Source organism: Leifsonia sp. McL0627, assembly GCF_058244615.1.
The window spans coordinates 1,480,361-1,494,175 of record NZ_JBZCGM010000002.1; the positions used below are offsets into that span (position 1 = coordinate 1,480,361).

The window sequence follows — 13,815 nt, forward strand, 5'->3', positions numbered from 1 at the left end:
GCTGGTTGTCGTGCTCGCACGGCAAGAAGATCCACTCAGGTGGGCGCCCGCGCAGGTGTATGAAGCAGTTCTCGCAGGTTCTCCTGCGTCGCCAGCTCCGTGCCCCGCGCCGGAGCTTTTTTCATGCCGGCGGTCTGGGCGCACATCGCTCCCGCGGTGTGCGACGTACATATAAGGAGTAGGCCATGGCGAACAAGGAAGCCACGGTTGCCGAACTCGAGAACCTGTTCACGAGCTCGACCGCCGTTCTGCTGACCGAGTACCGCGGTCTCACTGTTGCTCAGCTCAAGACGCTGCGCAAGTCCATCAGTGAGCACGCGACGTACGCCGTGGTGAAGAACACGCTGACCAAGATCGCTGCCAACAAGGCCGGGATCTCGTCGTTCGATGAGGAGCTTGTCGGCCCCTCGGCGATCGCATTCGTTCACGGTGACCCTGTCGCCGTCGCGAAGGCTCTGCGCGACTTCACCAAGGCAAACCCTCTCCTCGTGGTCAAGGGCGGTTACTTCGACGGTAACCCGCTGACCGCAGAAGAGGTAGGCAAGCTCGCCGACCTCGAGTCCCGTGAGGTTCTGCTGGCCAAGCTGGCCGGCGCCTTCAAGGCCTCGCTGTTCGGAGCCGCATATCTGTTCAACGCACCGCTGTCGAAGGCCGTTCGCACGGTCGACGCGCTGCGTGAGAAGCAGGAGTCCGCTGCATAGTCCATCCCCCGGGATGCACTATCAGCGGTGAGTAAACGACGAAAACTAAGGAGAAAATCATGGCAAAGCTGTCGACTGACGAGCTGCTCGAGGCGTTCAAGGAGCTCACCCTGATCGAGCTCAGCGAGTTCGTGAAGAAGTTCGAGGAGACCTTCGAGGTCACCGCCGCCGCCCCCGTCGCCGTTGCTGCGGCCGGTGCTGGCGCTGCCGCCCCCGTTGAAGAGGTCGAGGAGAAGGATTCCTTCGACGTCGTCCTCGAGGCTGCCGGTGACAAGAAGATCCAGGTCATCAAGGAGGTGCGCGCACTCACCAGCCTCGGCCTCGGTGAGGCGAAGGCCCTCGTTGACGGCGCTCCGAGCACCGTGCTCGAAGGCGCCAACAAGGAGACCGCAGAGAAGGCAAAGGCTCAGCTCGAAGAAGCTGGCGCCACCATCACCCTCAAGTAGTTGAGCGGGTCCCACGTGGACCCCCTCACGTAGTCGGCGCCCCATCGGGGCTCTTTCTACCGCAGGTTGACTGCCGGAACGCGACGCGGACTCCTCGCAAGACGAGTATCCGCGTTGTGAAGGGCGTCGCCCCCGCAACGGGGCGACGCCCTTCGTGCGTTTAACGACGCCGATCGACGTGGATGCTCGACCACCCACCGCGTCCGATCGCGCCTGCCAGCGTGTTCCGGTGTGCAAGGACGCACAACCGCAAGGAAGAACCACGATGAAACGATCCTGGCGTTCATACGCCGCATACTGGCGCGACCTGACCGTCGCGACCCTGACAGGGGAGACGCGGGAGAGCTCAGCTCACCCGCCGGATCTCTACCGCAGCATCGCTCTCTACGAGCGATTCCTGCGGTAGCCCCCGACCCCATGAGAACGCCCCCGGTTGGTAACCGGGGGCGTTTCCTTGTCTGTCTAGACTGCTGCCATGACCGAGCATCCCGATATCGCAGCCACCCGGACCGCCTACGACGTCGTTGCCGTGGACTACGCGGATATGTTGCGCGACGAGCTGGCGGCGAAGCCGGTGGATCGGGCGATGCTGGCGGCGTTCGCCGAGCACATCGCGGCGGCGGGCGGGGGAGAGGTGGCCGACCTCGGCTGCGGGCCGGGGCGGGTCACCGAGCACCTGGCCGGGTTGGGGGTGGACGCGTTCGGCATCGACCTGTCTCCCGCGATGGTCGAGGTCGCCAGGGAGAGCTACCCCGGCCTGCTGTTCGAGGTGGGGACGATGGCGGCGCTCGACATCCCGGATGCCGCGCTCACCGGCGCTGTCGCCTGGTACTCGATCATCCACACGCCTCCCGAGCGGCAGCATCTCCTGTTCTCGGAGTTCGCGCGGGTGGTGCGGCCGGGCGGCTGGCTGCTGCTCGCCTTCCAGGTCGGCGACGACGTGGTGAACCTGCGGCACGCCTACGGCCACGACCTCGAACTGGACGCGTACCGCCAGGACCCCGACCGCATCCGGGCTCTGCTGGAGGCTGCCGGCTTCACGGAGTACGCGCGCCTCGTCCGCGCCCCCGACGCCCCGGAGAAGGTGCGTCAGGCCTACGTCCTCGCCTCCCGCTGAGGGTTATGAACGGGGCGAGGGCTCCGCAGCCGGCGCGGCCGGCGCGCGCGCCTCGCGCGCCGCGGCGACGAGGGCGACGCGGCGGCGGACGCCGAACCAGCCGAGCACGAGGGCGGGGATGACGACCACGATGGCCGTTCCGAACGTCAACGTGCCCGTGGGGAAGTCGAAGAGGATGAGCACCGCGACGGTGGCGAGGAACGCCAGCGTGGCGTAAGCAGTGAACGGCGCCCCGGGCATCCGGAACGATGGTCGTTTGACGAGCCCGCGCAGCGAGAGCTGCCGAAGGCGGATCTGGCAGATCACGATGACGCCCCACGCCGTGAGGGTGCCGAGTGCGGTGAGGTTGATGCCGATCTCGAAGGCGTTCTCCGGGACGACGGCGTTGAGGCCGACGCCGAGGAGTGCGATGGCCCCGGTGATCATGATGCCGCCGTACGGCACCCCGTGGCGGCTGAGCTTGGTGGTGAACACCGGAGCCGCGCCGCGGAGCGCGAGCGAGCGGGCGATGCGTCCGGTGGAGTACAGGCCCGCGTTCAGCGAGGAGAGCGCGGCGGTGAGCACCACCATGTTCATCACGACGTCGGCGCCCTCTACTCCGATCGAAGCGAAGAAGGTGACGAACGGGCTCGTGTCCTTGTCGAACGCCGTGTATGGCAGGAGCAGGGAGAGCAGGGCGATGGAGCCGACGTAGAACAGCGCGATGCGCAGGATGACCGAGTTGATGGCCCGCGGCATCGTCTTCTGCGGGTCGGGCGTCTCGCCCGCCGCCGTGCCGACGAGCTCGATGGCGCCGTAAGCGAAGACGACGCCCTGCACCACGAGGACGGCGGCCAGGGCCCCGTTCGGGAAGAAGCCCCCGCTCTCGGCGAAGAGGGAGAAGCCGGGCGTCTGGCCGTTGATCGGGGTGCCGAGGACCACGAACAGGACGCCGACGACCAGGAAGATGATGAGCGCACCGACCTTGATGACGGAGAACCAGAATTCGAGCTCTCCGAACACCTTGACCGAGAGCAGGTTGAGCGCGAGCACGACCGCGAGGGCGGCGAGGGCGAAGATCCACTGCGGCACGACGGCGAAGAACTCCACGTATTTGCCGAAGAACGACAGGTAGAGCGCGATGGCCGTGATGTCGACGATCGCGATCATCGCCCAGTAGACCCAGTACGACCAGCCGGCCACGAACGCGAGCTTCTCGCCGAAGAACTCTCTGGCGTACGAGACGAACGAGCCGGAATCCGGTCGGTGCAGCACCAGCTCGCCAAGGGCGCGGAGGATGAAGAAGGCGAAGAGCCCGCAGATCGCGTAGACGATGAGCAGGCTGGGACCGGCCGTCGCGAGCCGCCCACCCGCGCCGAGGAAGAGGCCGGTGCCGATGGCGCCGCCCACGGCGATCATCTGGATGTGTCGCCGCTTGAGGCCCTTCTTGTACGAGTCGGTGTCGTTCTGGGCGGCGAGCAGCTCGGCGGTCTGCTGCGGGGTGCGGCGCGGGGAGGGCATTCTTTCAATCTAACCCACATCTAAAACGTACCCATATAAAATACTGATACGAATTAGGCTTGATTTACATAGCGTAGCTATATATAATCGACGTATGACACACAGCACCCCCAGCGAACTCCGGGAGACGCTCGGCGACCTCGTGGTCGCCAGCCACCGGCTGACGCGTCTCGCCGCCCGCGTCACGGGCAACACCGAATCCCCGGCCACCTGGCGCACTCTCAGCGTCCTGCAGTCCTCCGGCGCGATGCGCCTCGGTGAGCTGGCAGCGCACAGCAGGGTCTCCCAGCCCACCATGACCAAGCTCGTCCGCAACCTGGTCGAGGCCGAGTGGGTCAAGCGCATCGCGGACACCGACGACGCCAGGGCCTGGCAGATCGCCGTGACCCCGAAGGGCGAGACCGCGCTGCAGGCCTGGCGCGACGAGCTCTCCGGAGCCCTCGTGCCGATGTTCGACGACCTCACCGACGACGAGGTGGCCGCCCTGCGCGCCACGGTGCGCATCATCGGGTCGCGCGTCGGCCTCGCCAGCCCGGCCGCTGCGCTCGCCGCCGCCGAATAGCGAACCACACCACCTCCTCACCCACCACCGACACGCATCGGAGCCACGCACGTCCATGTCCCACGACAAACCGAACAACCTCCTCAAGCAGCCGACCGCCGTCTGGGCCGTCGCCTTCGCCTCCGTCATCGCCTTCATGGGAATCGGTCTCGTCGACCCCATCCTCCCCGCGATCGCCAAGAGCCTGCAGGCCACTCCGACGCAGACGGAGATGCTGTTCACCAGCTACCTCCTGATCACCGGAATCGCGATGTTCTTCAGCAGCTGGATCTCCAGCCGCATCGGCGCGAAGAAGACGCTGCTGATCGGTTTGGCCCTGATCGTCGTGTTCGCGCTCGCCGCCGGGCTGTCGCAGAACGTCGAGTCGATCATCGGCTTCCGGGCGGGCTGGGGTCTGGGCAACGCGCTGTTCATCTCCACGGCGCTCGCCACGATCGTCGGGGCGGCCTCCGGTGGCACCTCGTCGGCGATCATCCTCTATGAGGCCGCACTCGGTCTCGGCATCGCGATCGGCCCGCTGCTCGGCGGCCTGCTCGGCAGCTGGAGCTGGCGCGGACCGTTCTTCGGGACGGCGACGCTGATGGCCGTCGGCTTCATCGCCATCGTCCTGATGCTGAAGAAGTCGCCGGAGAAACCGCAGCCGACCAGCCTCTCCGCGCCGTTCAAGGCGCTCGCCAAGCCCGCGCTCGGGTTCCTGGCCGCTGCCGCCCTGTTCTACAACATCGGCTTCTTCGTCCTCCTGGCGTACACGCCGTTCGCCCTTGTACCGCTCGGGATGGGGAGCGCCATCTCGCTTGGCCTGGTCTTCTTCGGGTGGGGTGTCGCGCTCGCCGTCACCTCGGTCTGGGGCGCCCCGCTGCTGACCAGCAGACTGCCGCGCACCAGGGTGCTGTGGATCGTGATGCCGCTGCTCGCCATCGACCTCGCCGCAGCCGGCCTCCTGATCGGCTCGCTCGTCGGGCTCATCGTCTGCGTGATCGTCGGAGGCCTGCTGCTCGGCGTGCTGAACACCGTGCTGACCGAGTGCGTCATGGAGGCGACGGACCTGCCGCGCTCCGTCGCATCCAGTGCGTACTCCGGTGTGCGCTTCCTCGGCGGCGCCATCGCCCCGCCCGCTGCGACGCTGCTCGCCGCCACGATCTCGCCGGCCACGCCCTTCTTCGCCGGTGCGATCTCGGTGCTCGTCGCGGTCATCCTGATCATGGCCGGGCACCGCTACCTCAAGCGGGTGGACGGCGTCGACGAGTCCGGGATCGAAGAGGCGGAGGCCGTCTCGATCGGCGACACCGTCTGAGTCGACGGACCGGCCGGACGCCGGAATTCGAAGAGCCGCCCTGTTCCTAGGCAGGGCGGCTCTCCCCGTTCCCGAGTTAGGTGCTCAAGAACGGGCGACATCGACAGCAGTTGATCGCGCCTACCCGAAAGGCACGATCAGCCGGACGTTCGCTCGGCTATTCTTTCAGATCGCCGAGTGTGCAACCTATCAAGCGCTCCTCCGCGCGTGTCGGCAGCGGGTGACGAATCCTCACCGGGGAGGCGCGGTCGAGCCGCGCAGGGTGAGCTTCGCGCTCGACCGCACCGACCTGCTCCGAGGCTCGCCCCCAGCCAGCTCCGCCAGCAGGATGCGCGCGGCGACGGACCCCTGATCGAACGGGTCCTGCGCCATCGTCGTCAGCTGGAACGATTCGGCGAAGTCGTGGTTGTCGATCCCGATGATCGACAGGTCACCCGGCACGGAGAGGCCGTGGTCTGCGGCGGCGAGCATCGCTCCCATCGCCATCTCGTCCGACGCGGCGAACACGGCGGTCGGCCGTGGCCCAGGCCGGTCGAGCAGGGTATTCATCGCCGCGCGCCCGAGGGGGAGCGAGAACCCGCCGGGGACCACCCACTCCGGGCGAACGGCGAGGCCCGCATCGCGCATCGCCAGCTGAAAGCCGTGCAGGCGGCCGATGGGCACCTGCCTGTTCAGGCCCTCCTCGTCCTCACCTCCGATGTGCGCGATGTCGGTGTGGCCGAGGTCGATGAGGTGGGCCGTCGCGGCCCGCGCCGTTGCCTTCTCGTCGATGCCGACGCTGCGCAGGCCCTTCACCGGGCCTCCGACCACGATGGTCGGGTGGCCGAGCGACGCCAGCTGGTGGCGCTCGTCGGCCGTGAAATCCAGGCAGAGCGCGAGGAGTGCATCCGTCCTCTTGCGCAGGATGCTGCGGTGGAAGACGCGCTCCCTGTCACCCCGGTGGCCGCCGAGGTTGAACAGGATCATGTCGTAGCTGGCCGTGCGCAGCTCGGCGTCGACGCCCTCGAGCACCGAGGTGTAGAACCAGCGGCTCACCGAGGGGACGACGACACCCATCGCCAGCGTGCGTCCGCTCGCGAGCCCGGACGCGCTCGACGACGCGACGTAGCCGAGCTCGTCGGCCGCTCGCCTGACCGCCGCCCGCGTCGAATCCGATACGTTCGGCAGCCCCCGCAGCGCCCGCGAGACGGTCGCCGTCGAGACGCCCGTCGCGCGCGCGACCTCGTCGATCCCTGCCATGCTCGTCCCTTGTCGGTCAGGAGCCCTGGTGGGGCATGGCGGCGCGTTCGTCCTCGTCCGCCGGCAGTCGCGACGCCACGATGCGGCGCCGCGACTGCCAGAGCAGGACGAGGATGAGAACGAGAGCCAGGAGAGTCAATGCCCAGCCAAGGGCATCGGCGCCCGTGAGCTCGCTCACGATCGTAATGATCAGGAACGCGAACGCGAAGAATCCGACGATGCCGATGCCGACGTCGACCATCTCCAGCGAATCGTTCCAGCGCATGCGATCAGCCTTTCACACCACCGGCGGTGAGCCCGGCGACGATGCGGCGCTGGAAGATCAGCACCAGGATGACCAACGGGACCGTCACGATCGTCCCGGCCGCCATGACGGCCGTGTACGGCTCCTGGTGCGGCTGGCTGCCGGCGAAGGAGGCGATGGCGACGGTGACAGGCTGGGTGGCGTCACTGGACAGCTGGCTGGAGATCAGGTACTCGTTCCAGGAGGAGATGAACGCCAGGATCGCCGTCGTGAACACGGCGGGAGCCGCCAGCGGCAGGATGATCTTCCTGAACGCCTGCGCCTGCGTGCAGCCGTCGATGCGTGCCGCCTCCTCCAGGTCCCACGGCATCTCGCGGAAGAACGAGGTGAGCGTGTAGACGGTGAGGGGAAGGACGAACGAGATCTCCGGGATGATCAGCGCCTGGTACGTGCCCATCCAGCCGATGTTCGTGAACAGCTGGAACAGCGGCGTGATGAGCGCGACCCCGGGGAACATGGAGGCGCCGAGGATGATCCCGAGCACGATTCCCTTGAACCGGAAGTCGAGCCTGGCGAGCGCGTACGCGGCGAAGGTGCCGACCAGCAGGGCGATGATCGTGACGCAGGCTCCGATGAACAGCGAGTTCAGGAGCGCCTGGCCCAGGTGGTTGCCGAGCTGGGTGGAGAACGCCGTCGCGTAGTTGTCCCAGGTGAAGTGCGTGAACCACGGTGTGGTGTCGAAGGTGTATCCGACGTCACGGAACGAGGTCACGACCATCCAGTAGAACGGGAGCAGGCACCACAGCACGATGATGATCGCGCTGAAACCGGTGCGGAGGCCCGCGTTGCGCTGGCGGGACTTCGACTTGGACTTCTGCTTGGTGCGGGGGAGGGCGTTCGCCTCAGCCGTGGCCGTTGCCGGCCCTGCGACGGTGGTCATCACTTCGCTCCCTTCTGCTGGGCTTCCTGCGTTCTGACCACGTTGGCTCCGAGGAACCGCACGAAGATGAACGCGACCAGGAAGATCAAGATGAACGTGATCGTCGACAGGGCGGAGGCGCTGTTGAAGCCTTGCCTGATCTGATCGACCACGAGGATGGAGAGGGTGGTCGTGGCATTACCGGTGCCACCACCTCCGCCGGTGAGGATGGCTGGCAGGTCGTAGATGCGGAGCGCATCGAGCACGCGGAACAGCACGGCGACGAGCAACGCCGGCTTCACCAGCGGCATCGTCACCCGCCAGAACCGCTGCCAGGTGGATGCGCCGTCGACCTTGGCGGCCTCGTACACCTCTTCGGGGATGATCTGCAGACCGGCCAGGATGAGCAGCGCCATGAACGGCGTCGTCTTCCAGGTGTCCGCGATGATGATCGCGAACCGCGATGCCCATTCGTCGCTCGTCCACAGGATGTGGGCGCCGAGCACGGCGTTCGCGATGCCGGCGACCGAGAAGATGAAGAACCAGAGCTTCGCGGTGACGGCGGTGGGGATGGCCCACGGCACCAGGATGGCGGCGCGGACGAGGCCGCGGCCGCGGAACGTGCGGTTCATGATGAAGGCGAACCACATCCCGAGCACCGTCTCCAGGACCACCGTGGTGACGGTGAAGAAGAAGGTGACGAAGACGGCGTTCCAGAACTGCGAGCCGAGGTTGCCCGGCGGGCAGGTGATGGTCGTGCCGTTCGGGCCCGCGCACTGCTGGAATAGCCAGTGGGCGTAGTTGTCGAAGCCGGCGAAGCCGCCCTGGACGAACAGCCCGGTGGCCGGGTCGAGTCCTGCGTCCTTCTGGAAGGACATGATGATCGCGCTGACGACCGGGTATCCGATGACGATCGCGAGAAGGACGATGGTGGGGAGGATGAGATAGAGCGCCCAGCGACTCTGCTGGCGGCGGTTCTTCTTGACCCCGGCCCGCGCTTGCGGCGGGCGGGTTCCTGGCGGGGCGACGACGTTCGACGTTGACATGTGAGGCCTCCGTACGGTTTCAGGGGAAGGGGACCGGGCGGCGGGAGAGTTCCCGCCGCCCGGTGGCCGCATCCGGTCGGGTTATCCGGCGCTCGCGGTCTTGATGGCCGCAGCCATATCCTTCAGCGCCTGGTCTACTGTCTTGTCACCCTTCAGCGCGGAGTATGCGTTGTCCTGCACCGCCTTGGTGATGGCCGGGTAGAACGGCGAGACGGGACGCGGGACCGCGTTCTCGATCGACGTCTTCAGGGTCGACAGGTACGGCAGCTGCGTGTTCAGGCTCGCGTCGTCGTACAGCGACGACAGCACGGGAGCCAGCGAGCCCTGGGTCACGAAGAACTTCTGGGTCTCTTCGCTCTGCAGGAACTTCAGGAACGCGAACGCCGTCGCCTTGTGCTTCGAGTAGACGCTGATCGCCGCGTTGTGACCACCCAGGCTGGAAACGCCCGGCTTGTCGGCGGTGACGCCGGGAAGCGGTGCGATGCCGAAGGTGTCCTTCACGGTCGAGCTGCCGTCGGTCTTGGCCAGGTTGTACACGTACGGCCAGTTGCGCAGGAAGAGGAGCTTGCCTGCCTCGAACGCCTGGCGTCCCTGCTCCTCCTGGTAGGTGATGGCCTCAGCGGGGATCTGCCCGTTCTTGAAGCCGTCTGCCAGACGGGTGAGTCCGGCGTTGGCTTCCGAGCTGTCGACGGTGACGGTCTTGCCGTCGTCGCCGACGATGGTCCCGCCGTTGGTGTTGATGGCCTCAGCCACGTTCACCGTCAGGCCCTCGTACTTGGCGAACTGCCCGGCGTAGCAGCCGATGCCCTTCGCCTTGGCGATGTCGCAGTCCTTGAGCATGTCGGCCCAGGTCTTCGGCGCCGTCGGCACGAGATCCTTGCGGTAGTACAGGATGCCGCCGTCGGACGTCTGCGGCGCCGCGTACTGCGTTCCGTTGTACGTGCCGGACTTGACGGTCGGGGCCAGAAGCGCCGAGTTGTCCATCTTGAGGTCGCCGGTCAGCGGCTGCAACCAGCCCTTGGCCGCGAACTCGCCTGTCCACACGACGTCGACGTCGACGACGTCGTAGCCGGAGTCTTTGGCCTGGAAGTGCTGGACGAGATCGTCGTGCTGCTGGTCTGCCTGGTCGGACTGCTCCTTGAAGGTGACCTTCTCATCCGGGTGGGCTGCGTTCCACTTGTCGATGAGCGGGCGGACGACGTTGGAGTTGTCTTTGCCCTGGACGTAGGTGATCGGGCCTTTGCCCGTGAGGTTGGCGCCGGCGTCTCCGCCCCCGCTGCCCCCTGAACCACCGCCGGTGCATCCCGCCAGCGCGAGGCCGACGACGGCCACTCCGGCGATCACCGAGAGACGTGCTGCTTTCATTTCACTCCTCATTGAGCTCGTGGTGCAGGCGCGGGTGCGCCCGGAACGGACGCTACCCCCGGAACGGGGTGCAATGCAAGCGTTTACGTCAAGCGCTTGCATCACGGTTCGGTCACGCCGGGGCTACGCTGAAACCATGAGCGGGATGCGCGGCATGGCCGGCGGTGGAGGCGGCGGTCGTTCCCGTGTGAGCGGCGGGGACGCGGAGGCCCAGAAGGCGTTGAACGCCACGGCTCCGAAGATCCCCCACCTGTTCCGGCGCATCACGACGCTGTTCGCCCCGCATCGCACGGCGATCATCGTCACGATGGTCCTCGTGCTCATCGGAGCGGCGCTGTCGGTCATCCCTCCGCTGCTGACCCAGCGCGCGTTCGACGACGGGCTCTTCCCGAAGAGCGGCAAGCCGAACATGGAGGCGCTGATCACGATCGTCGTCGTGATGATCGTGGTGTACGTCGGCTCCGCCCTGCTCGGCGTGTGGCAGACCTATCTGACCTCGTCCGTCGGCAACAAGGTGATGGGCTCCCTGCGCGTCCGGCTGTTCTCGCACCTGCAGTCGATGGAGCTCAGCTTCTTCACCAAGACGAAGACCGGCATCATCCAGTCGCGGCTGCAGAACGACGTCGGAGGTGTGGCGAACGTCCTCACCAACACGATGTCGAGCATCCTGGGCAACACCGTCACCGTGATCGCGGCGTTCGTGGCGATGATCCTGCTCAACTGGCAACTGACGGTGGTCGCCGTCATCCTGATGCCGATCCTGGTGATCGCCCAGCGCAGGGTCGGCCAGGTGCGCGCGCGGATCGCCACGAAGACGCAGGAGTCGCTGTCGGACATGACTGCGATCACGCAGGAGACGCTGAGCGTGTCCGGCATCCTGCTGTCGAAGAGCTTCAACAGGCAGGCGGCGGAGGTCGGACGGTACTCCGACGAGAACGAGAACCAGATCAGGCTGCAGGTGTCGCAGTCGATGAGCGGCCAATGGTTCTTCGCGATGGTGAACATCTTCCTGTCGTCCATCCCGGCCATCGTCTATCTGGTGTCCGGCTGGCTGGTGCTCGGTGGGGCGACCGACATCACGGCGGGAACGATCGTCGCGTTCACGACCGTGCAGGCGCGGCTCCTGTTCCCGCTGCTCGCGCTGATGCGCGTGGCGCTCGACCTGCAGACCTCCGGCGCGCTGTTCGCCCGCATCTTCGAGTACCTCGACCTGAAGCCGGCCATCGCCGACCGTCCGGATGCGGCTCCCGTCGACCCGGCGCGCGACCTCGGCCGCGTCGAGTTCGACCACGTGGTGTTCCGCTATCCGGATGCGCGCGAGGGCGAGCGGAACACGCTCGACGACGTGTCGTTCCTGATCCAGCCCGGACAGTTCGCCGCGTTCGTCGGGCCCTCCGGCGCCGGCAAGACGACGGTCTCGTACCTCATCCCGCGCTTCTATGACGCGACGAGCGGCCGCATCCTGTTCGGCGGCACCGATATCAAGCAGTTGCAGCAGGACTCCCTCGTCGCCCACATCGGCGTCGTCAGCCAGGAGACCTATCTCTTCCATGCCACGATCGGCGAGAACCTCCGCTACGCCAAGCCCGAGGCGACGCAGGCGGAGATCGAGGAGGCGACCAGGAAGGCGAACATCCACGAGACGATCGCCGGGTTCCCCGACGGCTACGACACGGTCGTCGGCGAACGCGGCTACCGTCTCTCCGGTGGCGAGAAGCAGCGCATCGCCATTGCGCGCGTGCTGCTGAAAGACCCGGAGGTGCTGATCCTCGACGAGGCGACCAGCGCCCTCGACTCGATCTCGGAGCGCGTGGTGCAGCAGGCGCTCGACACCGCCTCCCGGGGCAGGACGACCATCGCGATCGCCCACCGGCTGTCCACCATCGTCGCCGCCGACGTCATCTTCGTGATCGACCACGGGCGGCTCGTCGAGCACGGCAGCCACCGCGAGTTGCTGGAGCTGGGCGGCGTGTACGCGGGGCTGTACCGGGAGCAGACGGAGGGCGCGCTGCTCGGCGACTGAATCTCCCGCTGATCCCTCGCACCGCTTCCCACTGAATGTTAGGCTGGTCTAACATTCAGGTTAGGGAGGTGGCCGATGGCGGACGCCGTCGCAGAACGCGACCAGCGAACCACGCGCGGGCGCCGCCCGTCCACCCGCCTCTGGTTCCTGCTCGGCCCCGCCTTCGTCGCCGCCATCGCCTACGTCGACCCCGGCAACGTCGCCGCCAACTTGACCGCCGGCGCCCAATACGGCTACCTGCTGGTCTGGGTGCTCGTCGCCGCCAACGTGATCGCGGTGTTCGTGCAATACCAGTCGGCGAAGCTCGGGATCGTCACCGGCCGCAGCCTGCCGGAACTTCTCGGCGCCCGGCTCGGCACAGGCGGCAGGCGCGCCTTCTGGGTGCAGGCCGAACTCGTCGCAGCAGCCACCGATCTGGCCGAGGTGATCGGCGGGGCCATCGCCCTCAACCTGCTGTTCGGCCTACCGCTGCCGCTCGGCGGCCTGATCGTCGGCGTGGTCTCCATCGGCATCCTCGCCATCCAGTCCCGCAGAGGGCAGCGGCCGTTCGAGGCCGTCATCCTCGGCCTGCTCGGCGTGATCGCGATCGGCTTCCTCGCCGGGCTCGTCGTCAGCCCGGTCGACTGGGGCGCGGCGGCTGCGGGGCTCGTGCCGCGCCTCGACGGGGCTCCCACCGTGCTGCTCGCCGCCAGTATGCTCGGCGCCACGGTCATGCCGCACGCCATCTACCTGCACTCCGCGCTGTCCCGCGACCGGCACGGCCACGCTGCGACACCGGAGGCACGGCGCACGCTCCTCCGCGCAACCCGCGTCGACGTCGTGGCGGCGCTCGTCCTCGCCGGGGCCGTCAACATAGCGATGCTCCTGCTCGCCGCGGCGTCGCTCGGCGGAGTGGGAGGCACCGACACGATCGAGGGGGCGCACGCGGCCATCACGGCGGCGCTCGGGCCGGTGGTGGGGATCGCGTTCGCGGTCGGCCTGCTCGCGTCCGGGCTCGCTTCCACATCGGTGGGGAGCTACGCGGGGGCGACGATCATGGCCGGACTCCTTAAGGTGCGCATCCCGTTGCTGACGCGGAGGGTGGTGACGCTCATCCCGGCCATCGTGATCCTCGCACTCGGCGTCGAGCCGACCTGGGCCCTCGTGATCAGCCAGGTGTTCCTGAGCCTCGGCATCCCGTTCGCGATGATTCCGCTGCTGCGGCTGACCGCGTCGAAAGCGGTGATGGGCGACAGGGCGGACGGCGTCTGGATGCGTGTTGCGGGCGTCGGCATCGCGGCGCTCGTGGTCGTGCTCAACATCGCGCTGGTGGTGCTGACGGTGGGGCAGTGGATCGGCTGACGCTGGATCGGCTGACGC

14 protein-coding genes are annotated in these 13,815 nt (G+C 67.2%); 8 read left to right on the forward strand and 6 right to left on the reverse strand.

Features of this window, described 5'->3' with window-relative positions; all coding sequences use genetic code 11:
- Positions 1-185: 185 nt before the first annotated feature.
- The 4 genes from rplJ (at position 186) to AC37TH_RS07755 (ending at position 2,264) form a co-directional block, all read left to right on the forward strand.
- Positions 186-701, forward strand: coding sequence for a 50S ribosomal protein L10 (rplJ, locus tag AC37TH_RS07740; RefSeq protein ID WP_490763753.1), 516 nt, complete (start codon positions 186-188; stop codon positions 699-701).
- 59 nt (positions 702-760) lie between these two features.
- A complete protein-coding gene (gene rplL / locus AC37TH_RS07745; protein ID WP_490763754.1) occupies positions 761-1,147 on the forward strand; it encodes a 50S ribosomal protein L7/L12 in 387 nt (128 codons plus the stop codon).
- Between the two features lie 265 nt (positions 1,148-1,412).
- Positions 1,413-1,553, forward strand: a complete 141-nt coding sequence (locus tag AC37TH_RS07750) for a hypothetical protein (protein ID WP_490763755.1) — start codon at positions 1,413-1,415, stop codon at positions 1,551-1,553.
- Between the two features lie 69 nt (positions 1,554-1,622).
- Complete coding sequence (locus AC37TH_RS07755; RefSeq protein ID WP_490763756.1) at positions 1,623-2,264, forward strand: class I SAM-dependent DNA methyltransferase; 642 nt, start codon at positions 1,623-1,625, stop codon at positions 2,262-2,264.
- 3 nt (positions 2,265-2,267) lie between these two features.
- Here AC37TH_RS07755 and AC37TH_RS07760 read toward each other — a convergent pair whose 3' ends face one another.
- Positions 2,268-3,764 (reverse strand): amino acid permease, encoded by a 1,497-nt coding sequence (locus AC37TH_RS07760; protein ID WP_490763757.1) that lies wholly within the window; start codon positions 3,762-3,764, stop codon positions 2,268-2,270.
- Between the two features lie 94 nt (positions 3,765-3,858).
- On the opposite strand from AC37TH_RS07760, the gene AC37TH_RS07765 reads away from it, so the two are divergent.
- Complete coding sequence (locus AC37TH_RS07765) at positions 3,859-4,326, forward strand: MarR family winged helix-turn-helix transcriptional regulator (RefSeq protein WP_490763758.1); 468 nt, start codon at positions 3,859-3,861, stop codon at positions 4,324-4,326.
- Between the two features lie 55 nt (positions 4,327-4,381).
- A complete protein-coding gene (locus AC37TH_RS07770; RefSeq protein WP_490763759.1) occupies positions 4,382-5,620 on the forward strand; it encodes an MFS transporter in 1,239 nt (412 codons plus the stop codon).
- A 231-nt stretch (positions 5,621-5,851) separates the two neighbouring features.
- On the opposite strand, the gene AC37TH_RS07775 is transcribed toward AC37TH_RS07770, so the two are convergent.
- From AC37TH_RS07775 to AC37TH_RS07795, 5 genes are all read right to left on the reverse strand, one after another.
- Positions 5,852-6,859, reverse strand: a complete 1,008-nt coding sequence (locus AC37TH_RS07775) for a LacI family DNA-binding transcriptional regulator (RefSeq protein ID WP_490763760.1) — start codon at positions 6,857-6,859, stop codon at positions 5,852-5,854.
- A gap of 16 nt (positions 6,860-6,875) precedes the next feature.
- Positions 6,876-7,124: a hypothetical protein gene (locus AC37TH_RS07780; RefSeq protein ID WP_490763761.1), complete on the reverse strand. Its 249-nt coding sequence runs from the start codon at positions 7,122-7,124 to the stop codon at positions 6,876-6,878.
- Between the two features lie 4 nt (positions 7,125-7,128).
- Positions 7,129-8,043: a carbohydrate ABC transporter permease gene (locus tag AC37TH_RS07785; protein WP_490763762.1), complete on the reverse strand. Its 915-nt coding sequence runs from the start codon at positions 8,041-8,043 to the stop codon at positions 7,129-7,131.
- Positions 8,043-9,068 (reverse strand): carbohydrate ABC transporter permease, encoded by a 1,026-nt coding sequence (locus tag AC37TH_RS07790; RefSeq protein ID WP_490763763.1) that lies wholly within the window; start codon positions 9,066-9,068, stop codon positions 8,043-8,045. Before AC37TH_RS07790 ends, AC37TH_RS07785 begins: the two co-directional genes overlap by 1 nt.
- A gap of 81 nt (positions 9,069-9,149) precedes the next feature.
- The gene (locus tag AC37TH_RS07795; RefSeq protein WP_490763764.1) at positions 9,150-10,433 is read right to left on the reverse strand and encodes an ABC transporter substrate-binding protein; all 1,284 of its coding nucleotides are present in this window, start codon (positions 10,431-10,433) and stop codon (positions 9,150-9,152) included.
- A gap of 136 nt (positions 10,434-10,569) precedes the next feature.
- Between AC37TH_RS07795 and AC37TH_RS07800 the strand changes: the two genes are divergently transcribed.
- On the forward strand, positions 10,570-12,456 hold the full coding sequence (locus tag AC37TH_RS07800) for an ABC transporter ATP-binding protein (protein ID WP_490763765.1): 1,887 nt from the start codon (positions 10,570-10,572) through the stop codon (positions 12,454-12,456).
- Between the two features lie 75 nt (positions 12,457-12,531).
- Positions 12,532-13,797 (forward strand): Nramp family divalent metal transporter, encoded by a 1,266-nt coding sequence (locus tag AC37TH_RS07805; protein ID WP_490763766.1) that lies wholly within the window; start codon positions 12,532-12,534, stop codon positions 13,795-13,797.
- Positions 13,798-13,815: the final 18 nt, after the last annotated feature.

Excerpts from the sequence above, each read along its gene's own strand:
- rplJ (WP_490763753.1), top strand. The coding sequence starts at position 186 with ATGGCGAACAAGGAAGCCACGGTTGCCGAACTCGAGAACCTGTTCACG.
- rplL (WP_490763754.1), top strand. The coding sequence starts at position 761 with ATGGCAAAGCTGTCGACTGACGAGCTGCTCGAGGCGTTCAAGGAGCTC.
- AC37TH_RS07750 (WP_490763755.1), top strand. The coding sequence starts at position 1,413 with ATGAAACGATCCTGGCGTTCATACGCCGCATACTGGCGCGACCTGACC.
- AC37TH_RS07755 (WP_490763756.1), top strand. The coding sequence starts at position 1,623 with ATGACCGAGCATCCCGATATCGCAGCCACCCGGACCGCCTACGACGTC.
- AC37TH_RS07760 (WP_490763757.1), bottom strand. The coding sequence starts at position 3,764 with ATGCCCTCCCCGCGCCGCACCCCGCAGCAGACCGCCGAGCTGCTCGCC.
- AC37TH_RS07765 (WP_490763758.1), top strand. The coding sequence starts at position 3,859 with ATGACACACAGCACCCCCAGCGAACTCCGGGAGACGCTCGGCGACCTC.
- AC37TH_RS07770 (WP_490763759.1), top strand. The coding sequence starts at position 4,382 with ATGTCCCACGACAAACCGAACAACCTCCTCAAGCAGCCGACCGCCGTC.
- AC37TH_RS07775 (WP_490763760.1), bottom strand. The coding sequence starts at position 6,859 with ATGGCAGGGATCGACGAGGTCGCGCGCGCGACGGGCGTCTCGACGGCG.
- AC37TH_RS07780 (WP_490763761.1), bottom strand. The coding sequence starts at position 7,124 with ATGCGCTGGAACGATTCGCTGGAGATGGTCGACGTCGGCATCGGCATC.
- AC37TH_RS07785 (WP_490763762.1), bottom strand. The coding sequence starts at position 8,043 with ATGACCACCGTCGCAGGGCCGGCAACGGCCACGGCTGAGGCGAACGCC.
- AC37TH_RS07790 (WP_490763763.1), bottom strand. The coding sequence starts at position 9,068 with ATGTCAACGTCGAACGTCGTCGCCCCGCCAGGAACCCGCCCGCCGCAA.
- AC37TH_RS07795 (WP_490763764.1), bottom strand. The coding sequence starts at position 10,433 with ATGAAAGCAGCACGTCTCTCGGTGATCGCCGGAGTGGCCGTCGTCGGC.
- AC37TH_RS07800 (WP_490763765.1), top strand. The coding sequence starts at position 10,570 with ATGAGCGGGATGCGCGGCATGGCCGGCGGTGGAGGCGGCGGTCGTTCC.
- AC37TH_RS07805 (WP_490763766.1), top strand. The coding sequence starts at position 12,532 with ATGGCGGACGCCGTCGCAGAACGCGACCAGCGAACCACGCGCGGGCGC.